Origin of the sequence: Agrobacterium tumefaciens, from assembly GCF_005221325.1 — a bacterium.
In the GTDB taxonomy this organism is placed as follows: Bacteria; Pseudomonadota; Alphaproteobacteria; order Rhizobiales; family Rhizobiaceae; genus Agrobacterium.
Window position 1 is genome coordinate 2,565,231 of the sequence record NZ_CP039888.1, and the last position, 16,136, is coordinate 2,581,366.

The 16,136-nt window shown below is 59.0% G+C and carries 19 protein-coding genes; 4 read left to right on the forward strand and 15 right to left on the reverse strand.

Going from position 1 to position 16,136, the window contains the following annotated elements; translation table 11 throughout:
- Positions 1 to 36 precede the first annotated feature (36 nt).
- The 12 genes from CFBP5499_RS13075 to rplU form a co-directional block, all read right to left on the reverse strand.
- Positions 37 to 1,365: a S41 family peptidase gene (locus CFBP5499_RS13075; RefSeq protein ID WP_080827038.1), complete on the reverse strand. Its 1,329-nt coding sequence runs from the start codon at positions 1,363 to 1,365 to the stop codon at positions 37 to 39.
- A complete protein-coding gene (locus CFBP5499_RS13080) occupies positions 1,355 to 2,752 on the reverse strand; it encodes a murein hydrolase activator EnvC family protein (RefSeq protein ID WP_080827037.1) in 1,398 nt (465 codons plus the stop codon). The genes CFBP5499_RS13075 and CFBP5499_RS13080 overlap by 11 nt, the downstream gene beginning before the upstream one ends.
- Before the next feature lie 157 nt (positions 2,753 to 2,909).
- Positions 2,910 to 3,392 carry a 23S rRNA (pseudouridine(1915)-N(3))-methyltransferase RlmH gene (gene rlmH / locus CFBP5499_RS13085; protein ID WP_080827036.1) on the reverse strand — a complete coding sequence of 161 codons (483 nt, stop codon included), beginning with the start codon at positions 3,390 to 3,392 and terminating at the stop codon, positions 2,910 to 2,912.
- A gap of 157 nt (positions 3,393 to 3,549) precedes the next feature.
- Positions 3,550 to 4,023 carry a ribosome silencing factor gene (gene rsfS / locus CFBP5499_RS13090; protein WP_233284153.1) on the reverse strand — a complete coding sequence of 158 codons (474 nt, stop codon included), beginning with the start codon at positions 4,021 to 4,023 and terminating at the stop codon, positions 3,550 to 3,552.
- 66 nt (positions 4,024 to 4,089) lie between these two features.
- Positions 4,090 to 4,713 carry a nicotinate-nucleotide adenylyltransferase gene (locus CFBP5499_RS13095; protein WP_175416721.1) on the reverse strand — a complete coding sequence of 208 codons (624 nt, stop codon included), beginning with the start codon at positions 4,711 to 4,713 and terminating at the stop codon, positions 4,090 to 4,092.
- Between the two features lie 2 nt (positions 4,714 to 4,715).
- Complete coding sequence (locus tag CFBP5499_RS13100) at positions 4,716 to 6,002, reverse strand: glutamate-5-semialdehyde dehydrogenase (protein ID WP_175416722.1); 1,287 nt, start codon at positions 6,000 to 6,002, stop codon at positions 4,716 to 4,718.
- Entirely contained in the window at positions 5,995 to 7,164 is a 1,170-nt protein-coding gene (proB, locus tag CFBP5499_RS13105) for a glutamate 5-kinase (RefSeq protein ID WP_080827034.1), read from the reverse strand. The genes CFBP5499_RS13100 and proB overlap by 8 nt, the downstream gene beginning before the upstream one ends.
- On the reverse strand, positions 7,161 to 8,228 hold the full coding sequence (obgE, locus tag CFBP5499_RS13110; RefSeq protein WP_006310970.1) for a GTPase ObgE: 1,068 nt from the start codon (positions 8,226 to 8,228) through the stop codon (positions 7,161 to 7,163). The genes proB and obgE overlap by 4 nt, the downstream gene beginning before the upstream one ends.
- A gap of 169 nt (positions 8,229 to 8,397) precedes the next feature.
- Positions 8,398 to 8,988 (reverse strand): GNAT family N-acetyltransferase, encoded by a 591-nt coding sequence (locus CFBP5499_RS13115; protein WP_080827033.1) that lies wholly within the window; start codon positions 8,986 to 8,988, stop codon positions 8,398 to 8,400.
- The gene (locus tag CFBP5499_RS13120) at positions 8,985 to 9,617 is read right to left on the reverse strand and encodes a GNAT family N-acetyltransferase (RefSeq protein ID WP_006310979.1); all 633 of its coding nucleotides are present in this window, start codon (positions 9,615 to 9,617) and stop codon (positions 8,985 to 8,987) included. Before CFBP5499_RS13120 ends, CFBP5499_RS13115 begins: the two co-directional genes overlap by 4 nt.
- Before the next feature lie 131 nt (positions 9,618 to 9,748).
- Positions 9,749 to 10,018 (reverse strand): 50S ribosomal protein L27, encoded by a 270-nt coding sequence (gene rpmA, locus CFBP5499_RS13125; RefSeq protein ID WP_003492686.1) that lies wholly within the window; start codon positions 10,016 to 10,018, stop codon positions 9,749 to 9,751.
- 40 nt (positions 10,019 to 10,058) lie between these two features.
- Positions 10,059 to 10,373, reverse strand: a complete 315-nt coding sequence (rplU, locus tag CFBP5499_RS13130) for a 50S ribosomal protein L21 (RefSeq protein ID WP_080827032.1) — start codon at positions 10,371 to 10,373, stop codon at positions 10,059 to 10,061.
- Between the two features lie 331 nt (positions 10,374 to 10,704).
- On the opposite strand from rplU, the gene CFBP5499_RS13135 reads away from it, so the two are divergent.
- Positions 10,705 to 11,145, forward strand: coding sequence for a metallopeptidase family protein (locus CFBP5499_RS13135; protein WP_080827549.1), 441 nt, complete (start codon positions 10,705 to 10,707; stop codon positions 11,143 to 11,145).
- Between the two features lie 19 nt (positions 11,146 to 11,164).
- Here the strand turns inward: CFBP5499_RS13135 and CFBP5499_RS13140 are convergent, their stop codons facing one another.
- A complete protein-coding gene (locus tag CFBP5499_RS13140; RefSeq protein ID WP_003492695.1) occupies positions 11,165 to 11,371 on the reverse strand; it encodes a DUF1737 domain-containing protein in 207 nt (68 codons plus the stop codon).
- Positions 11,368 to 12,279 (reverse strand): HpcH/HpaI aldolase/citrate lyase family protein, encoded by a 912-nt coding sequence (locus CFBP5499_RS13145; protein ID WP_175416786.1) that lies wholly within the window; start codon positions 12,277 to 12,279, stop codon positions 11,368 to 11,370. The genes CFBP5499_RS13140 and CFBP5499_RS13145 overlap by 4 nt, the downstream gene beginning before the upstream one ends.
- Before the next feature lie 110 nt (positions 12,280 to 12,389).
- On the opposite strand from CFBP5499_RS13145, the gene CFBP5499_RS13150 reads away from it, so the two are divergent.
- The 3 genes from CFBP5499_RS13150 to leuB all read left to right on the forward strand — a co-directional run bounded on the left by CFBP5499_RS13150 (position 12,390) and on the right by leuB (position 14,724).
- Complete coding sequence (locus CFBP5499_RS13150) at positions 12,390 to 12,620, forward strand: hypothetical protein (RefSeq protein ID WP_020809819.1); 231 nt, start codon at positions 12,390 to 12,392, stop codon at positions 12,618 to 12,620.
- Between the two features lie 165 nt (positions 12,621 to 12,785).
- Positions 12,786 to 13,391: a 3-isopropylmalate dehydratase small subunit gene (gene leuD, locus CFBP5499_RS13155; RefSeq protein WP_010972565.1), complete on the forward strand. Its 606-nt coding sequence runs from the start codon at positions 12,786 to 12,788 to the stop codon at positions 13,389 to 13,391.
- Between the two features lie 220 nt (positions 13,392 to 13,611).
- On the forward strand, positions 13,612 to 14,724 hold the full coding sequence (gene leuB, locus CFBP5499_RS13160) for a 3-isopropylmalate dehydrogenase (RefSeq protein ID WP_080827030.1): 1,113 nt from the start codon (positions 13,612 to 13,614) through the stop codon (positions 14,722 to 14,724).
- Here leuB and CFBP5499_RS13165 read toward each other — a convergent pair.
- Positions 14,705 to 15,952: a cytochrome-c peroxidase gene (locus CFBP5499_RS13165; protein WP_130932495.1), complete on the reverse strand. Its 1,248-nt coding sequence runs from the start codon at positions 15,950 to 15,952 to the stop codon at positions 14,705 to 14,707. The genes leuB and CFBP5499_RS13165 overlap by 20 nt on opposite strands.
- Positions 15,953 to 16,136 lie beyond the last annotated feature (184 nt).

Consider the following 16,136-nt stretch of genomic DNA (forward strand, 5'->3'; position numbering starts at 1 on the left):
AATGAAGAGAACGCGCCGGCGGACCGGCGCATCATCTTACTGCTTGTTGACCACAGCCTTGTCCGGGTTCGGCGGGAAAGACGGATCCGTCTTGGCGCCACGCAACAGGTCCAGCGCATAGTTGAGCTGGATGTCGTCCTTTGCTTCCGGCGGGACGTAGGCGGAAGAACCCGAACCCTCGTCGGTCTCGCTCTGGCCCTTGATATGACCGGAAAGACTGGATTCGCCTTCAGCCGTTACACGGCCCTGCAATTCCGCCGGCAATGGCTGCTCCACCTTGATATCGGGCTCGATGCCCGTACCCTGGATCGATTTGCCCGACGGCGTGTAATAAAGCGCCGTGGTCAGGCGCAGCGCGCCCGCTTCACCGAGCGGAATGATCGTCTGAACCGACCCCTTACCGAAGGAGCGCGTGCCGACCACGGTCGCACGACGCAGATCCTGCAACGCGCCCGCGACGATTTCAGAAGCCGAAGCGGAGCCGCCATTGACGAGCACGATCACCGGCTTGCCATCGGTCAGATCGCCGGCCGTCGCATTGAAGCGACGCGTCTCATCGGGATTGCGGCCACGGGTCGAAACAACCTCGCCGCGCTCAAGGAAAGCGTCGGAGACATTGATCGCCTGATCGAGCAGGCCGCCCGGGTTGAGGCGCAGGTCGAGAACATAGCCCTTCAGCTTGTCGGCCGGCACATCCGCCTTGATCTTCTTGATCGCCTTTTCGAGATCGTCATAGGTCTTCTCGGTGAAGGAGATGACGCGCAGATAACCGACATTGTCACCCTCCACGCGGGACTTGACGGCCCGAACGGCAATCACATCACGCACGACAGTAATTTCAAGCGGCTTGTCGGCCCCCTTGCGGATAACCGTAAGCTTGATCGGCGTCTTGACGGCGCCGCGCATCTTTTCGACGGCCTGTTCCAGCTTCAGGCCGCGAACCGGGGTCCCGTCGATTTCGGAAATATAGTCACCGGCGAGAATGCCTGCACGCGAAGCCGGTGTGTCGTCCATCGGCGAGATGACCTTGACCAGCTCGTTCTCCATGGTCACTTCAATGCCGAGACCGCCAAACTCACCCTTGGTCTGGGTGCGCATGTCGTTGGCATCCTTGGCGTTCATGAAGCTCGAATGCGGATCGAGCGAGCTCAGCATGCCATTAATGGCATTTTCCACCAGCTTCTCGTCATCGGGCGGCGTCACATATTGTGCGCGCACGCGTTCGAACACGTCGCCAAAGATCGACAGTTCCTTATAGGTCGAAGGCCCGGCCGCCTGTGCCGGCATGCTCGCCGAATAAATCACACTCATCGCCGTGGCGCCCATAAGCCCACCGATAAGGAGAAGCGAAACCTTACGAATCATTGTGCGCCCTTCCGGTATTTTTTGCGGTCCACCATGGTTGGGAATCAACCGGCACACCATCTTTCCTGAACTCAATGTAGAGCGTTGGCCGGTCGGTTTCCAGCGCCAATGCTGCTGCACTCGCTACTCTTTTTGCACCCATGGAGGCGATGGGCTCTCCGGAGAACACGAACATGCCCTGTCGTGTCCTCACATTGTCCATGCCCGTCATCACCACATGATATCCATTGCCTGTATTGAGGATGATCATCCGCCCGTAACTGCGAAAATCTCCGGCAAACACCACGAAACCATCCGCAGGCGCCGTCACGATGGCTTCAGGTCCGCTCGCGACAACAATTCCCTTGGAAAAGTGGCCCGTACCATCCGCATCGCCGAAGCGCCGCAATACCTCGCCGGTAACCGGCAGTTCCAGTTTTCCCTTCAAACTCGCGAAGGGATATGCGGGCGCAATGCGGTTTTTATCGGGCATTCCGGCCTCGGCCGCAGCGCGCTCCTTCTCGCGTTCCGCTTCGGAAAGACGGGCCAGGCGCTGCTCTTCCGCCCGGGCCTTTTCCATCGCCTCACGCACCGAGGTAATCTCGCCTTCGAGCGAGCTAACCAGCCCCTCAAGGCTCGTCGCCTTGCCCGCAAGCTCTTCAGAGCGCTTGCGTTCCGCCTCCAGTTCCGCCGCCGTCTGGGTATTCTTGCGGTCGTTCTCGGCAATCAGCAGGTCGAGGCGTTTTTCCTCTTCCAGACTTGCCGTCATCATACCCGTAAGATCATCCTTTTCGCGAGCGATTGCCTGTCTGACATCGGTCAATTCTTTGAGAGCGGCCACCAGTTTGTCGGTTTCACCACGAATGCCGGGCACGACCGCGCCGAGAAGAATGGCACTTCGAACGGACGCAAGCGCATCTTCCGGCGAAACGAGGAGAGCGGGCGGCGGGTTTCTGCCCATGCGCTGCAGAGCCGCCAGAACCTCCGCCAGCACGCCTCGTCTTTCACGAAGCGATGCCTTGACGCCGTCTTCGCGCACCGAAAGCTTGGCCAGACGATCTTCGCCGTCACTGATCTTGGTTTCCAGCGCCTTGCGCCGGGCGGCCGATGCAATCAGTTCCTCGCGGATGCGCGCGCTGTCCTGATTAAGGGAAGCGATGCTTTCCTCAAGCGTCCTTGTCTTGTCTTCCGATAGGCCGATGCTGTCGACCAGCTCCTCCAGATCCTGCCGATTCTGGTCGCGGCGCTTTTCCAGTGTCTGCAGCGCACCCGGCGACGAATCATCGCTTGCCGCCGGGGTAGCACCGGCATCATCACGCGAATGGGCCGCAACCGCGCCCACGACGAAAGCAGCAATAACCGCGCCCGCAAGGGCAGCGTGCCGTTTTCGTTGAGGCCTGGTATCCATTTGAACTTTCTTTGCTGCCGAAGCGGGAGCGCCGATATTAGGGATTTTGCCGCGATCTTCCAAGAGGCCTGAAAAAGGCCCGTCAAAGCCGTGCACATTAGGCGGTGTCGCGGAGCTTCATGTTGAAATTGAGACGATTATTGCAATCGAAACCCCTTCAAACGCGGTGATAGGGATGGCCGGAAAGGATCGTGACAGCGCGGTAAAGCTGTTCGGCAATCAGGATACGAACGATCTGATGCGGCCATGTCAACTTGCCGAGATTGAGAACGGCCGTCGCTTTGTCGTAGAGCGCGGGATCGAGCCCGTCTGCCCCGCCTATGGCGATCACGAGGTCGCGCTTGCCGCTATCGCGCAGATCGCCAAAAAACGAAGCGAAGGCGGGACTATCAAGGGCTTTTCCTCGCTCATCCAGCAAGACGAGAACTGCGCCGTCAGCCAGATGTTTTTCCAGCATCGCCGCTTCTTCGCGCTTGCGGGTCTCGGCATTGGAAGCGCGGCTTTCGCCGACCTCGATCACCCGTAAAAACTCCAGCCCGATCGCCGGGCCGGTCTTAGCCAGGCGCTCGATGTAGCGGGCCGCAAGATCCTTTTCAGGGCCGGATTTCAGCCGTCCCACCGCAAAAATTGAAATCCGCATTGCAAACCTGTGACTGTCGTGACCCAACAGGGTCACGCTTTAACAGCATAGCCTGCCGATTCCTATGCGGCCGGGTCAATTTCCGGCCAGACGCATCACCCCCAGATCATCCGCGATCATCGGAAAGCTCGATGTGCAACGTCAAAGGCTCAGCGCGTCAGTGCAGCGTTTCTTCCGGCATTTCCGGCGTCGCCCACATTTTTTCGATGTTGTAGAAGACGCGGATTTCCGGACGGAACACATGAACGATGATATCTCCGGCATCGATAACCACCCAGTCTCCGGCCTCAAGGCCTTCGATGCGGGCGTTTCCGAACCCTTCATCCTTCATATCCTTGAGAAGATGCTCACAGATCGCCGAAACATGCCTGTTCGATCGCCCGGAGACCACAACCATGTAGTCCGCAAGCGCCGATTTTCCGGCAATGTTGAGAGATACGATATCTTCAGCCTTGGAGTCCTCGAGGCTCGCGAGGACGGTTTCGAGGGCATGATCGGCGGCATCGTCGCCACTGTCCTGACCCTTCGGGATAGCAACAAATGCTTTTCCCTTGGTGTGTACTGTTGTCAGAGGTTTTCCCTTTCCAAGAATGACAAAACAGATACTGAGCGACGCGATTCTCTGCGTCACCCCATGAAGGTGGCATCAAAGCATTAACTTTTCAAGATATGGACCCTAGAACGGCTACCGCATACATCATTTGTGATTATTACGTAGCGCCGTGGAACTGAGCGTCGAGCGCGGACCATGGATGAAGACCCAGGCGGGTGCCCGTTTTTTCCATAAAACGCCCGCGTCGTCCTCATCTATCCGCGCCTGGCTGAAGGCCTGCGCCATGGTGGAGGAAAGGTAAGACAGGGTGGAACCTGGTCGGTCGATCACCGCGATCGGAAAGGTCTCGGCGATCTCTCGCCATTTCTGCCAGCGATGGAAGCTCTTCAGATTGTCCGCTCCCATGATCCAGATAAAGCGGACATGCGGATTTTTCGCCTTCACCTTGGCGAGCGTATTGGCCGTATAGCTGATCCCGAGCGATTTTTCGAAGGCCGTTACCTTGATGCGCGGATCGCTGACGAGTTTTTCACATGCCGCAATACGGTCCTCAAGGGACGCCAGTTCGGAGCGGCTTTTCAGCGGGTTGCCTGGCGTCACCATCCACCAGAGCTGATCGAGACCCAGCCTGCGCAGCGCTATTTCGGCCACGAGCGCATGACCGGCATGCGGTGGATTGAAGGAACCGCCGAATAACCCGACCACCATGCCGCGCTCCGCGTGCGGCATGGTGAGATAACGTCGGGCAAGGCGCTTCTCAGTCGGCAAAATCAGGTCCGTGTCTGGCCGGTGCCATGCACGCGGTATTTGAACGAGGTGAGCTGCTCGACTCCGACAGGGCCGCGCGCATGCATCTTGCCGGTGGCGATGCCGATTTCCGCGCCCATGCCGAATTCGCCGCCATCGGCAAATTGCGTCGAGGCATTGTGCAGCAGAATGGCCGAATCGAGTTCGTTGAAGAACCGTTCGACCACGGATGGGTCTTCGGCGATCACCGCCTCTGTGTGGTTGGACGAATAGGTGCCGATATGATCGATCGCACCGGAAATGCCATCCACGACGGCGACCGAAATGATCGCATCGAGATATTCGGTGCGCCAATCCTCCTCCGTCGCAATCTTCAGACCGTCAACGACATCACGAACCGCCTGCGAACCGCGCACTTCGCAACCCGCCTCAAGCAGGGCTTTGACGACTGGCTCCAGATGTGTGGAAACGGCAGCGGCATCCACCAGCAGGGTTTCCGCCGCCCCGCAAATGCCGGTGCGGCGCATCTTCGCATTCACGACGATGCGTTTCGCCATGTCGAGATCGGCGGATTTATCGACATAGATGTGGCAGATGCCTTCCAGATGCGCGAAGACGGGAACGCGGGCTTCCGACTGCACCCGCGCCACCAGACTCTTGCCGCCCCGCGGCACGATCACGTCAACCGTGCCGTTCAAGCCGCTGAGAAGCGCACCGACGGCGGCCCGGTCGGTCACCGGCACCAGTTGAATGGCATTTTCAGGCAGCCCGGCAATCTTCAGACCCTCCACCAGGCAGGCATGGATAGCACGCGATGAATGTTGCGAATCCGAGCCGCCGCGCAGTATCACGGCATTGCCTGCCTTGAGGCACAAAGCACCGGCATCCGCCGTCACATTCGGGCGGCTTTCATAGATCACGCCGATGACGCCAAGTGGCGTGCGCACGCGCTCGATCTTCAGCCCGTTGGGACGATCCCAGGCGGCGATGACCTCGCCGACCGGATCGGGCAGCGCCGCGACCGAGCGGATGCCTTCAGCGATACCGGCAATCCGATCATCATTGAGTGTCAGCCTGTCAACGAAGGAGGGCGCAAGGCCGGCCTGATCCGCCGCAACCAGGTCTTTCCTGTTAGCGGCAAGGATCGCCTCCCTCGAAGCCTCGATGGCGGAGGCCATGGCAAGCAGTGCACGGTTCTTCTGGTCTGTGCCGGCGATGGACAACGGTCGTGAAGCAGCTTTCGCCTGAGCGCCGATGGTCATCATCAGCGCGTCAATATCATGGCTCTGCTTCACGGCCTGTTCAGGCATGGACCTCATCCTTCTTCGCATGTTTAACTTTGACGGCAGCGCCGGTCATGACAAGATCGTCGCGATGGATCATCGCCGCCCGTCCCACATAACCGAGGATTGCCTCGATCTCGTTGGACTTGTGGCCGATGATGAGGCGCGCTTCCTCCGCATCGTAACCGGCAAGACCGCGAGCGACTTCACGGCCTTCAGCGCCCATGATGGCAATGGCGTCGCCGCGTCCGAAATTGCCCTTCACCTGCCGCACACCGGCGGGAAGCAGGCTTTTACCAGCATAAAGCGCCTTTTCGGCCCCGGCATCCACATGGATTTCGCCAGCTGGCTGCAATTGCCCGGCAATCCAGGTCTTGCGCGCCGTCACCGGCGTGCCCGAGGGAGCGAACCACGACGAACGGGCACCGTTTTCAATAGCCCTCAGCGGATTGAGCGTCTTCCCTGACGCGATGATCATGCCACAACCGGCAGCGGTCGCGATCTTGCCCGCATCGATCTTGGTGCGCATGCCGCCGCGCGAAAGCTCCGAGGCCGCGCCACCTGCCATGGCTTCGATCTCGGGCGTGATATCGGCAATCGTCTCGAGAAATTTCGCATCCGGATCGAGATGCGGCGGAGCAGTGTAGAGCCCGTCAATATCCGACAACAGCACCAGAAGATCGGCACCCGTCATGGTGGCCACGCGCGCAGCCAGACGGTCATTGTCGCCATAGCGGATTTCAGTCGTCGCCACCGTGTCGTTTTCATTGATGATCGGAATGGCGCCGATCTTCAGCAGCTGGTTGATGGTAGCGCGCGCATTGAGATAACGGCGGCGCTCCTCGGTATCGGAGAGCGTCAACAGAATCTGACCGGCGACGATCTCATGCCGCGACAGGCTTTCCGACCATGCCCGCGCCAGCGCAATCTGGCCGACAGCCGCCGCCGCCTGGCTTTCTTCCAGCTTCAGTGCGCCAGAAGGCAGGCCGAGCACGGTGCGACCAAGCGCGATGGCGCCCGAAGAGACGACCTGGACATCCGCGCCGTTTTTCTTGAGCGCCGCGATATCCTCGCAGATGGCATCCAGCCAGTCTTTCTTGAGGCCGGTTTTTCGATCCACCAGAAGCGCCGACCCGATCTTGATGACGATCCGGTGGTGGCTTGCCAGCGGCTTGCGCGTTTGGCTCATAGGCGGTCGTCCTCTTCCTCGACCTCGCTCTCATGCGGCATGGACCGGTCGGGAAGGGCGGTATCGCCGCCATTGCTTGCCGAAACGATGATGTCACGAAGAGCGCGCAGCGCTTCCGTCATGCCGATATGGGCGGCAGCGGACAGCAGGAGCGGAGGACGGCCGCAGGCCTTTTCCAGTTCCTTGGCCTTTTTCTTCAGTTCTTTCTCGTCGAGCACGTCGATCTGCGACAGCGCCACGATTTCCGGCTTGTCGGTTAGCCCGCCGCCATAAGCATCCAGCTCGGCCTTAACAGTCTTATAGGCCTTGCCGACCTTTTCTTCCTGCGCGGAGACGAGGTGCAGAAGCACGCGCGTGCGCTCCACATGGCCGAGGAAGCGGTCACCGATGCCCACACCCTCATGCGCGCCTTCGATAAGACCGGGAATGTCGGCCAGCACGAATTCACGACCGTCGATGGTTGCAACGCCAAGGTTGGGATGCAGCGTGGTAAAGGGATAATTGGCGATCTTCGGACGTGCACGCGTAACCGTCGCAAGAAAGGTGGATTTACCCGCGTTAGGCAGGCCGACGAGACCGGCATCGGCAATCAGCTTAAGCCGCAGCCAGATCGTCTTTTCTTCACCAGCAAGACCCGGATTGGCATGGGTAGGCGCCTGATTGGTGGACGACTTGAAGTAGGCATTGCCGAAACCGCCATTGCCGCCGGCGGCAAGACGAAAGCGCTGACCTTCCTTGGTGAGGTCCATGATCAGCGTTTCATTGTCTTCCTCGAAAATCTGGGTACCGACAGGCACTTTCAGCACCACGTCCGAACCCTTGGCGCCGGTGCGGGTCTTGCCCATGCCGTGCTGTCCGATCGAGGCCTTGAAATGTTGCTGGAAGCGGAAGTCGATCAGGGTGTTGAGACCATTGACCACCTCGACCCAGACGTCGCCGCCGCGTCCGCCATCACCGCCGTCAGGGCCGCCGAACTCGATGAATTTTTCGCGCCGGAAGGATACGGCACCCGCGCCGCCATCACCGGATTTGATATAGACTTTTGCTTCATCGAGAAATTTCATCGGACTGCCGTTCTATCGGTTTGCGGGCGCACCAACCAATCATGCTGCGCCAAACAAAAATATCGTCGTTTCGAATACAAGCGCTTCTTCACGAGGTCAAAGACTATCGTGCGGGAAGCCCCTGCGCGAGACAAGGCCGGTTTGGGGTACACCGGCCTTGTTTTGATTGTCAGCGATGTGGCGGAAGGAAATCCTCAGCCGTGATCACCGTATCGATATGCGCCACCATCGCAGCGCGCGCCGTGGCGTAGATCTGGTGGCAGCCGGTTACCCGAAAGCCGAGTTTTTCCTGCGCACGCAGCGAAGCGGGGTTATCCGCAAACACGCCGGAATGCAGAACCACTCCGGGCATGCGGCGGAAGAACCGCTCCACCACCCCGGCCACCGCCTCGGTCATGTAACCCTTGCCCCAGTAGAAGCGGTTCAGCCAGTAGCCGAGATGCCACTCGCCATGCCTCAACTCCACCGAGACGACGCCGATCAGGGTATCGTCGCCACTGGTGATGGCGAAATCCCAATCGGGCAGGGTGCCGGAGGTTCGCAGGACCAGCCATTCCAGCGCATCCTGCTTGTGATAGGGCGCGGGAACGCGGGCCAGCATTCTGGTCACGGCGAAATCGCCGAGCGATTCCGCGATGCTGCCGGCATCGGAGAGTCGCTGCGGACGCAACACCAGACGCCGCGTCTCGATGACGGGGCAGGGGCCGGGCGGCGCCACCGAAGCGACAGTCCGCCGACGGGTCAGCTCGAGCGCACTCATCCCATGTCCCCCCAGCTCTTCAGTGAAACCCAGGTCTTGCGGTCCAGCCTGTACCATTCGACCGGCACCATGCCGCCAAGCGCCAGAGACCCGACCATGCCGGAGCCCTGGAACTGGAAACCGCACTTCTGGATGACGCGGCGCGAGCCAATGTTGGTGACCCGGCAACGGGCATCGATGTGGTCTATTTCACGCGTGCGGAAGGCCATGTCGATCAGCGCATGCGCCGCTTCGGTCATATAGCCGCGGTTCCAGTAGGGTTCCCCTAGCCAGTAACCGATTTCCAGCGTCTTTTCGTCTTCCTGGGGTTCGAGCGCGCAGCAGCCCAGAAACTCGCCATTGTCCATGCGGGTAATCGCATAGACGCACTTGCCAATCTCGCCAGCTTTGGAGCGTCGCACAAAGTCCGCGGCGTCTTTGGCCGTGTACGGGTGCGGCATACGCGACACCATGGTCGCGATATTGGCATTGTTGGCAAGATGGGCAAGGGCGTCGATGTCTTCTTCGTGAGGCTTGCGTAAAACCAGCCTCTGCGACAGTAAAACGGGGCAATCGCTCCTCGACCGATCGGGCCTCGGCCGCTCTTCGGGTGACCGTGATTGGTCAACCCTCAACAATTCAGCTTGCATGGTTCAGTCCCTCCTTGGGGGTAAAGAAAAAGGGGAGTTGGGTGGTGCCCCATCTCCCCTGTTTTCTTGACTGAACCTGATACGTCTCAGCCGGGTCGATGGGACACCGGCTGCATATGACGCTTACCGGCTTATTCTGCGGCTTCCGCTTTCGGAGCCACGGATACGAATACGCGGCCATTGGCCTTCGTACGGAAGTTCACGTTACCTGCGGTCAGTGCGAAAATCGTGTGGTCCTTGCCGATGCCAACATTGGCGCCCGGATGCCACTGCGTGCCGCGCTGGCGCAGAATAATGTTGCCTGGAATGACAGCTTCGCCGCCGAACTTCTTTACGCCAAGGCGCTTGGATTCGGAATCGCGACCGTTACGCGAGGAACCGCCAGCTTTTTTGTGTGCCATTGGAGTTCTCCTTTAAACCTTGTTTCCCGTGTCGCGCCGATCAGGCAGCAACGATGTCCGTGATGCGGACGACAGTGTGATGCTGACGATGGCCGCGCGAACGCTTGGAGTTCTGACGACGACGCTTCTTGAAGGCGATGACCTTCTTGCCGCGATTGTGCTCGACAACTTCAGCCTTGACGATCGCACCCTTGACGAAGGGAGCACCGAACTTGGCGTCGGCGCCTTCGCCAACAACGAGAACTTCGGTGAATTCTACAGTTGCGCCTGCCTCTGCTTCCAGCTTTTCGATGGTCAGCACGGCGTCGGCCGTTACGCGGTACTGCTTACCGCCGGTCTTGATGACTGCGAACATTTGTTATCCTTTCATGTTCGTTCCGGCTCTGCCCGCAAATGCAAGCTGGCCGTCTTTTTATCAGTCGGAATTTGGTAGAAACCCGTCGGGACAGAATGTCCCTTTGAATATCTGCCGGTGAAGCCGCCTTTTGAAGGACGGAATAAACGGAAGGCGCACTACGCCATCAATTTGGGTGCCGATTACGCGAGACGCCTGTTTATGTCAAGATGACGACGGCTTGAAAAGTAACTGTAACGCCAAGAATTTCATGCTTTTTCGGCAGGTGAAGCAGTCAGGTCTCGAAATTTGCGCAGCAAGTGTTTATATGGGCCTTCAACAAGGAGCAGAAATGGCCCGCATAGACCAGACCGACGATTGGCGGGACCGCCACGCGCCGACACTTTCCGCCTTCGAGTCGCTTGCGATCGAGGCATATGGCCACCTGCCAGAAGAATTCCGCGCATTGACGAAGGATCTCATCATTGAGATCGCGGATTTCCCTACCGACGAAGTCTTCGAGGACATGGCGCTCGAAACCCCCTTCGACCTTCTTGGATTGTTCGAGGGACGCGGCATCTCCGAACGTTTCACCATGGAAACGGGTGAGATGATAAACCGCATCACGCTTTATCGCCGCCCCATTCTCGACTACTGGGCCGAGAACGAGGAAACGCTGGGCGATATCATCACTCACGTCCTCATCCACGAGATCGGCCATCACTTCGGCCTGTCGGATGATGACATGGAGCGGATCGAGGAAAGCGCCGACGAGGCCGCCGCCGATCGCTGATCGGGGCGGCGTCCGCCGTTCACTGCTCGCCGAGCTTCATGTCCGGATGGTATTCCTTGCCCTCGACCACCTTGGTCACGGCCTGGCCGCAATGCATGACGCCGCTTGCGGCGTTGAAGGCATAGCTCGGTGAGCCGGCAAGTTCCCATCCCTTGTTCAGCGCCTCGGTGACCCGATGACAGAATTTGGAGTCGTCCGGACCGGTTATGAAACGATAGACCTTCACGTCTTTCTTGCCTTTCTCTGTGTGATGATATCGGCCATGGCGACCAGCCTTTCGGCCTGCCCCACATGCAGCCGTTCTATCATGCGACCATTCATGTTGATGACGTTCAATTCCACAGATTCCGGTTTTGCGAAAGCGGCAATGATCTCGCGGGCTTCAGCCACAGCAGCCTTATCCGGGCCGAAGTGCCGGTTGGCCGCCTCGACCTGGGCCGGATGGATCAGCATCTTGCCATCGAAGCCCATGGCGCGCCCCTGCTCGCATTCAGCTTCGAAAGCCTCGATATCGCGGAAATCATTCGAGACGCTGTCGATGACATCGAGCCCATAGGCCCGCGCGGCAAGAACCACCTGCATCATCCACGGCACAAGATAGGTGCGGCCGGGAAGGCGCGGGACATGCGTTTCCTTGCGCAGATCGTTGAGACCGATGACGAAAGCGGCAAGCCGGGCATCAGGCGTATGGGCCGCGTCGGCAATCGAGGCGGCGTTCAACACACCAAGCGGGGTTTCGATCATCGCCCAGATTTTCAGATGCTCGGGCGCATCCGCCTCGGCCAGAAGATCGGCCACCTCATGAATATCGGAAGGCTGCTCCACCTTCGGCAATAAAACCGCATCTGGCCGACAGGAAAGCACGAGCTGCAGATCCGCCTTTCCATCCGGTGTCGAGAGCGGATTGATGCGGATAACGGTTTCCTTCCCGTCGAAAGACGGATCTGAAAACAGCTTTTCCAGATTTTTCCGCGCCTCGCCCTTCATATCGGGCGCGACCGAATCCTCCAGATCGAGGATCACGCCATCACAGTCGAGCTCCCGGATTTTCTCGAGTGCCCGGACATTGACGGCCGGAACTGACAGCAAGGAACGACGTGGTCTCACGGAAATATTTTCGGAAAAATTGACGATGCCGCACTTGTGTCAAGCTTTTGTGACATCTGCAAGCTGACAATCCACTGAATCCTCTTGCAAGCCGGAAGAAGAAGGCCCACATTCGTCTGGATAGAAAGGTTTGGATCATGCAAGGCATACGTTCGTTTTTCATCGCCGCATCTGGCATTGCAATTCTGGCGATCGTCGCTCTTTTCACAGCGTCGCTTACGGTGGCTTTCATCGGCGTGCTCGCGGTCCTAAGTGCTGCCCGCCTGCTTTCCGCGCGTCTGAAGCCGGCCCCCATTCCGGTCAAGCCCCGTAACCAGCGCGACATGCGCGTCTGGAACGACGGCAAGGGCACGATTATCGATCTCTGAGGTGGTTTAATCCGGTCAGGATGCGAGAACGTCCGACGAGGCGTACCGAAGAACGCGGGTTTGCGCTTCTAAAGCGCCGAGATTTGCAGTATTTCCCCGTAGAGAACATCCGGCAGGCTTTTGTCAGTGCCGGATTCTGTTCAAGGGAAACACGGGAAGCGACAGATGGAAAAATTCACCAAGCTGACGGGCGTCGCCGCGCCCATGCCGGTCGTCAACATCGACACCGATATGATCATTCCGAAAGATTATCTGAAGACCATCAAGCGCACTGGTCTTGGCAAGGGTCTTTTCGCTGAATCCCGTTATCTCGAAGACGGTTCGCCCAATCCCGATTTCGTGCTGAACAAGCCCGCCTACCAGAACGCCCAGATTCTCGTTGCCGGTGACAATTTCGGCTGTGGCTCCTCGCGCGAACATGCACCATGGGCACTGCTCGATTTCGGTATCCGCTGCGTCATCTCCACCAGTTTCGCCGACATCTTCTATAATAACTGTTTCAAGAACGGCATCCTGCCTGTCGTCGTCAGCCCCGAGAACCTCGAAAAGCTGCTGGACGACGCCTCGCGCGGCTCGAACGCAGTTCTCTCCATCGATCTGGAACGCCAGGAAATCAGCGGGCCTGATGGCGGCACGATTACCTTCGAGATCGACGAATTCAAGCGACACTGCATGCTGAACGGGCTCGATGATATCGGCCTGACGCTGGAACATGCCGGCGCCATCGACACGTTCGAAAAGGCGAACGCCTCGGTCCGCCCCTGGGCCTGACCACATTTCCGCTGTTCAAAAAGCCGATCCCGTACCAAACCGTACCGGATCGGCTTTTGCTTTGCTTGAAAAGCCCTTGAGGCGGAGATAAGAAGCCCTCGATCCCGTCCAGCTGCGATACGACTTGGCATGCGCAGGACGGAACGAGTTTGACGCCGCGTTCGCCGCCATCGAAAACCCTTCATGATGTTTTCCGGCGCGCCGCCCAAGGAGGGTTCTCATGACAGTCCGTTCGCTTTTCCTGCTGCCCGGTGATGGTATCGGCCCTGAAGCCGTGGCTGAGGTCCGCAAGCTGATCGAATATATGAACAGTGCGCACAATGCCGGCTTCACCGTTTCGGAAGGCCTCGTCGGCGGTTCAGCCTATGACGCCCACGGCGTCGCGATTTCCGATGCGGATATGGAAAAGGCGCTTGCCGCCGATGCGATCCTGTTCGGCGCCGTTGGCGGTCCGAAATGGGATGGCGTTCCCTATGAGCATCGCCCTGAGGCCGGCCTGCTTCGCCTGCGCAAGGATCTCGAACTTTTTGCCAATCTGCGCCCGGCCATCTGCTATCCCGCACTTGCCGCCGCCTCCTCGCTGAAGCCGGAGCTGGTCGAGGGCCTCGATATCCTCATCGTTCGCGAGCTGACGGGCGGCGTTTATTTCGGTGAACCGAAGCAGATCATCGATCTCGGCAACGGCCAGAAGCGCGGCATCGACACGCAAATCTACGACACCTTCGAGATCGAACGCATCGCCAGCGTCGCTTTCGAACTGGCCCGCACCCGCGATAACCGCGTGTGCTCGATGGAAAAGCGCAACGTCATGAAATCAGGCGTTTTGTGGAACCAGGTTGTCACCGAAACCCACGCCGCCAAATACAAGGACGTGCAGCTGGAGCATATGCTGGCCGATGCCGGCGGCATGCAGCTGGTGCGCAAGCCCAAGCAGTTCGACGTGATTGTGACCGACAACCTCTTCGGCGACATGCTGTCCGACGTGGCGGCCATGCTGACAGGCTCGCTCGGCATGCTGCCCTCGGCCTCGCTCGGCGCACCCGACGCCAAGACCGGCAAGCGGAAGGCCATGTATGAGCCGGTACACGGTTCGGCTCCTGACATCGCTGGCAAGGGCATTGCCAACCCGATCGCCATGATCGCGTCCTTCGCCATGTGCCTGCGCTACTCTTTCAACATGGTGGATGAAGCCACCAAGCTCGAGGCGGCGATCGCCAACGTACTGGACAAGGGCATCCGAACCGCCGACATCATGGCCGATGGTTGCCGTCAGGTCGGTACATCCGAGATGGGTGACGCGGTTCTCGCCGAATTCAAGGCGCTTTCGGCGTAACGCTTGAAACGGGCTGGGCAGGGGGCACCGCCGTCTGCCCGTCCTCCTTTGGCAGAAGATGCTCGTAACGCCGGTCGGTCAGCGTCTTCAGAAAAGCCACGATGGCATCCACGCGCTTGTCATCCAGCGCCGGCGCGGATGTCAGTTCCGTCAGGGCGATATTCTCGGGCACCTCGGGCGCATCCCATGTCTTGCCCGTTTCCGGATTGATCTGACGGCTGGGTTTCTTACTCTTATATTTTACATAGAACAGCACCACTGTGCGCAGGTCCTTGAACACGCCATTGTGCATATAGGGACCAGTCACGGCGACGTTGCGCAACGTCGGCACCTTGAACTTGCCGCGCTGGGCGGGATCACCGGCGACTGCCGGATTCTGCGCCAGACCCAGATCGACAGCATCCGGCTTTGAGCCGTTCACAGCCCTGACGGATGTATTGGCGGGAACACCGATGTTGAAATATTTGTGGTTGGTGAAGAGGCCATCTTCCAGACCCTTGGCGCCACGGATTTCATGGCAGGTATTGCAATTGGTGAACTGCGTAGACGAAATTAGAACGCGGCCCAGCTCCTCCTGATCGGTCAGCTTTTCTTCGCCGCGCAGGAAGCGGTCATATTTGGAATCGAAGGTGGAAAACTCGTCCGAACGCTCGAAGCTCGCCAGCGCCTTGGTCATCGCGGCATAGGCGGTGTCGTCGTTCTGGAACACATCCTTGCCGAATTGCGTGCCGAAGGCCGCGACGTATTCCGGGTTCTCCCTGAGCCGTTTCACGACAGCCGCCTTGTCCGGCATGCCCATTTCGACGGGATTGAGGGGCGGCCCGCCCGCCTGATCTTCCAGCAGGGACGCGCGGCCATCCCAGAATTGCCCGCCGACATACTCTCCCGCCGCGTTCTTGCCGAAAGGTGGCGTGAACTTCGCGTAAGCAGCGGTTGGCGCGTTGCGGTCGCCAAGAGAAGTCCCGTCATCGCCAAGCGATACATCCCGCCCGACCTTTTCGCTCTCCCGCGCATCGGAAAAACCGGCCGCCTGCATATGGCAGGTGGAGCAGGCCATGGTACGGTTCATCGAAAGATTGGGATCGTCGAACAGGACCGCGCCAAGCTTTTCCAGCGTCGCATAATCCTCACCGCCATGGGCAGCGATGCCACCGAGCCCAGTGCCCAAAGGGGCCAGCAGAATGGCTGCAGCGAGAGCGGCAGAGAGAAAAAATCCGGGTTTCATCATGGTAGGCACGCTCGAAATAAAATGCGCGATAGCAGGTTCGGGCCGGAAAATATGAAGAGGTTTTCGCGCCCGTCGCACTCACCGGATATAGATCGCCGGAGCTAACTCCGCTTTTCCATATCCCATAGAAAGACCTATAGCACTTTCCCGTGATAGCAGCCTAGAAACTTTCGCAGCTTGCTCC

Bases quoted from the DNA above. Each gene is read 5' to 3' on its own strand.
- CFBP5499_RS13075 (WP_080827038.1), bottom strand. From the start codon at position 1,365: ATGATTCGTAAGGTTTCGCTTCTCCTTATCGGTGGGCTTATGGGCGCC.
- CFBP5499_RS13080 (WP_080827037.1), bottom strand. From the start codon at position 2,752: ATGGATACCAGGCCTCAACGAAAACGGCACGCTGCCCTTGCGGGCGCG.
- rlmH (WP_080827036.1), bottom strand. From the start codon at position 3,392: ATGCGGATTTCAATTTTTGCGGTGGGACGGCTGAAATCCGGCCCTGAA.
- CFBP5499_RS13100 (WP_175416722.1), bottom strand. From the start codon at position 6,002: ATGCCTGAACAGGCCGTGAAGCAGAGCCATGATATTGACGCGCTGATG.
- proB (WP_080827034.1), bottom strand. From the start codon at position 7,164: ATGAGCCAAACGCGCAAGCCGCTGGCAAGCCACCACCGGATCGTCATC.
- obgE (WP_006310970.1), bottom strand. From the start codon at position 8,228: ATGAAATTTCTCGATGAAGCAAAAGTCTATATCAAATCCGGTGATGGC.
- CFBP5499_RS13115 (WP_080827033.1), bottom strand. From the start codon at position 8,988: ATGAGTGCGCTCGAGCTGACCCGTCGGCGGACTGTCGCTTCGGTGGCG.
- CFBP5499_RS13120 (WP_006310979.1), bottom strand. From the start codon at position 9,617: ATGCAAGCTGAATTGTTGAGGGTTGACCAATCACGGTCACCCGAAGAG.
- rpmA (WP_003492686.1), bottom strand. From the start codon at position 10,018: ATGGCACACAAAAAAGCTGGCGGTTCCTCGCGTAACGGTCGCGATTCC.
- rplU (WP_080827032.1), bottom strand. From the start codon at position 10,373: ATGTTCGCAGTCATCAAGACCGGCGGTAAGCAGTACCGCGTAACGGCC.
- CFBP5499_RS13135 (WP_080827549.1), top strand. From the start codon at position 10,705: ATGGCCCGCATAGACCAGACCGACGATTGGCGGGACCGCCACGCGCCG.
- CFBP5499_RS13150 (WP_020809819.1), top strand. From the start codon at position 12,390: ATGCAAGGCATACGTTCGTTTTTCATCGCCGCATCTGGCATTGCAATT.
- leuD (WP_010972565.1), top strand. From the start codon at position 12,786: ATGGAAAAATTCACCAAGCTGACGGGCGTCGCCGCGCCCATGCCGGTC.
- leuB (WP_080827030.1), top strand. From the start codon at position 13,612: ATGACAGTCCGTTCGCTTTTCCTGCTGCCCGGTGATGGTATCGGCCCT.
- CFBP5499_RS13165 (WP_130932495.1), bottom strand. From the start codon at position 15,952: ATGATGAAACCCGGATTTTTTCTCTCTGCCGCTCTCGCTGCAGCCATT.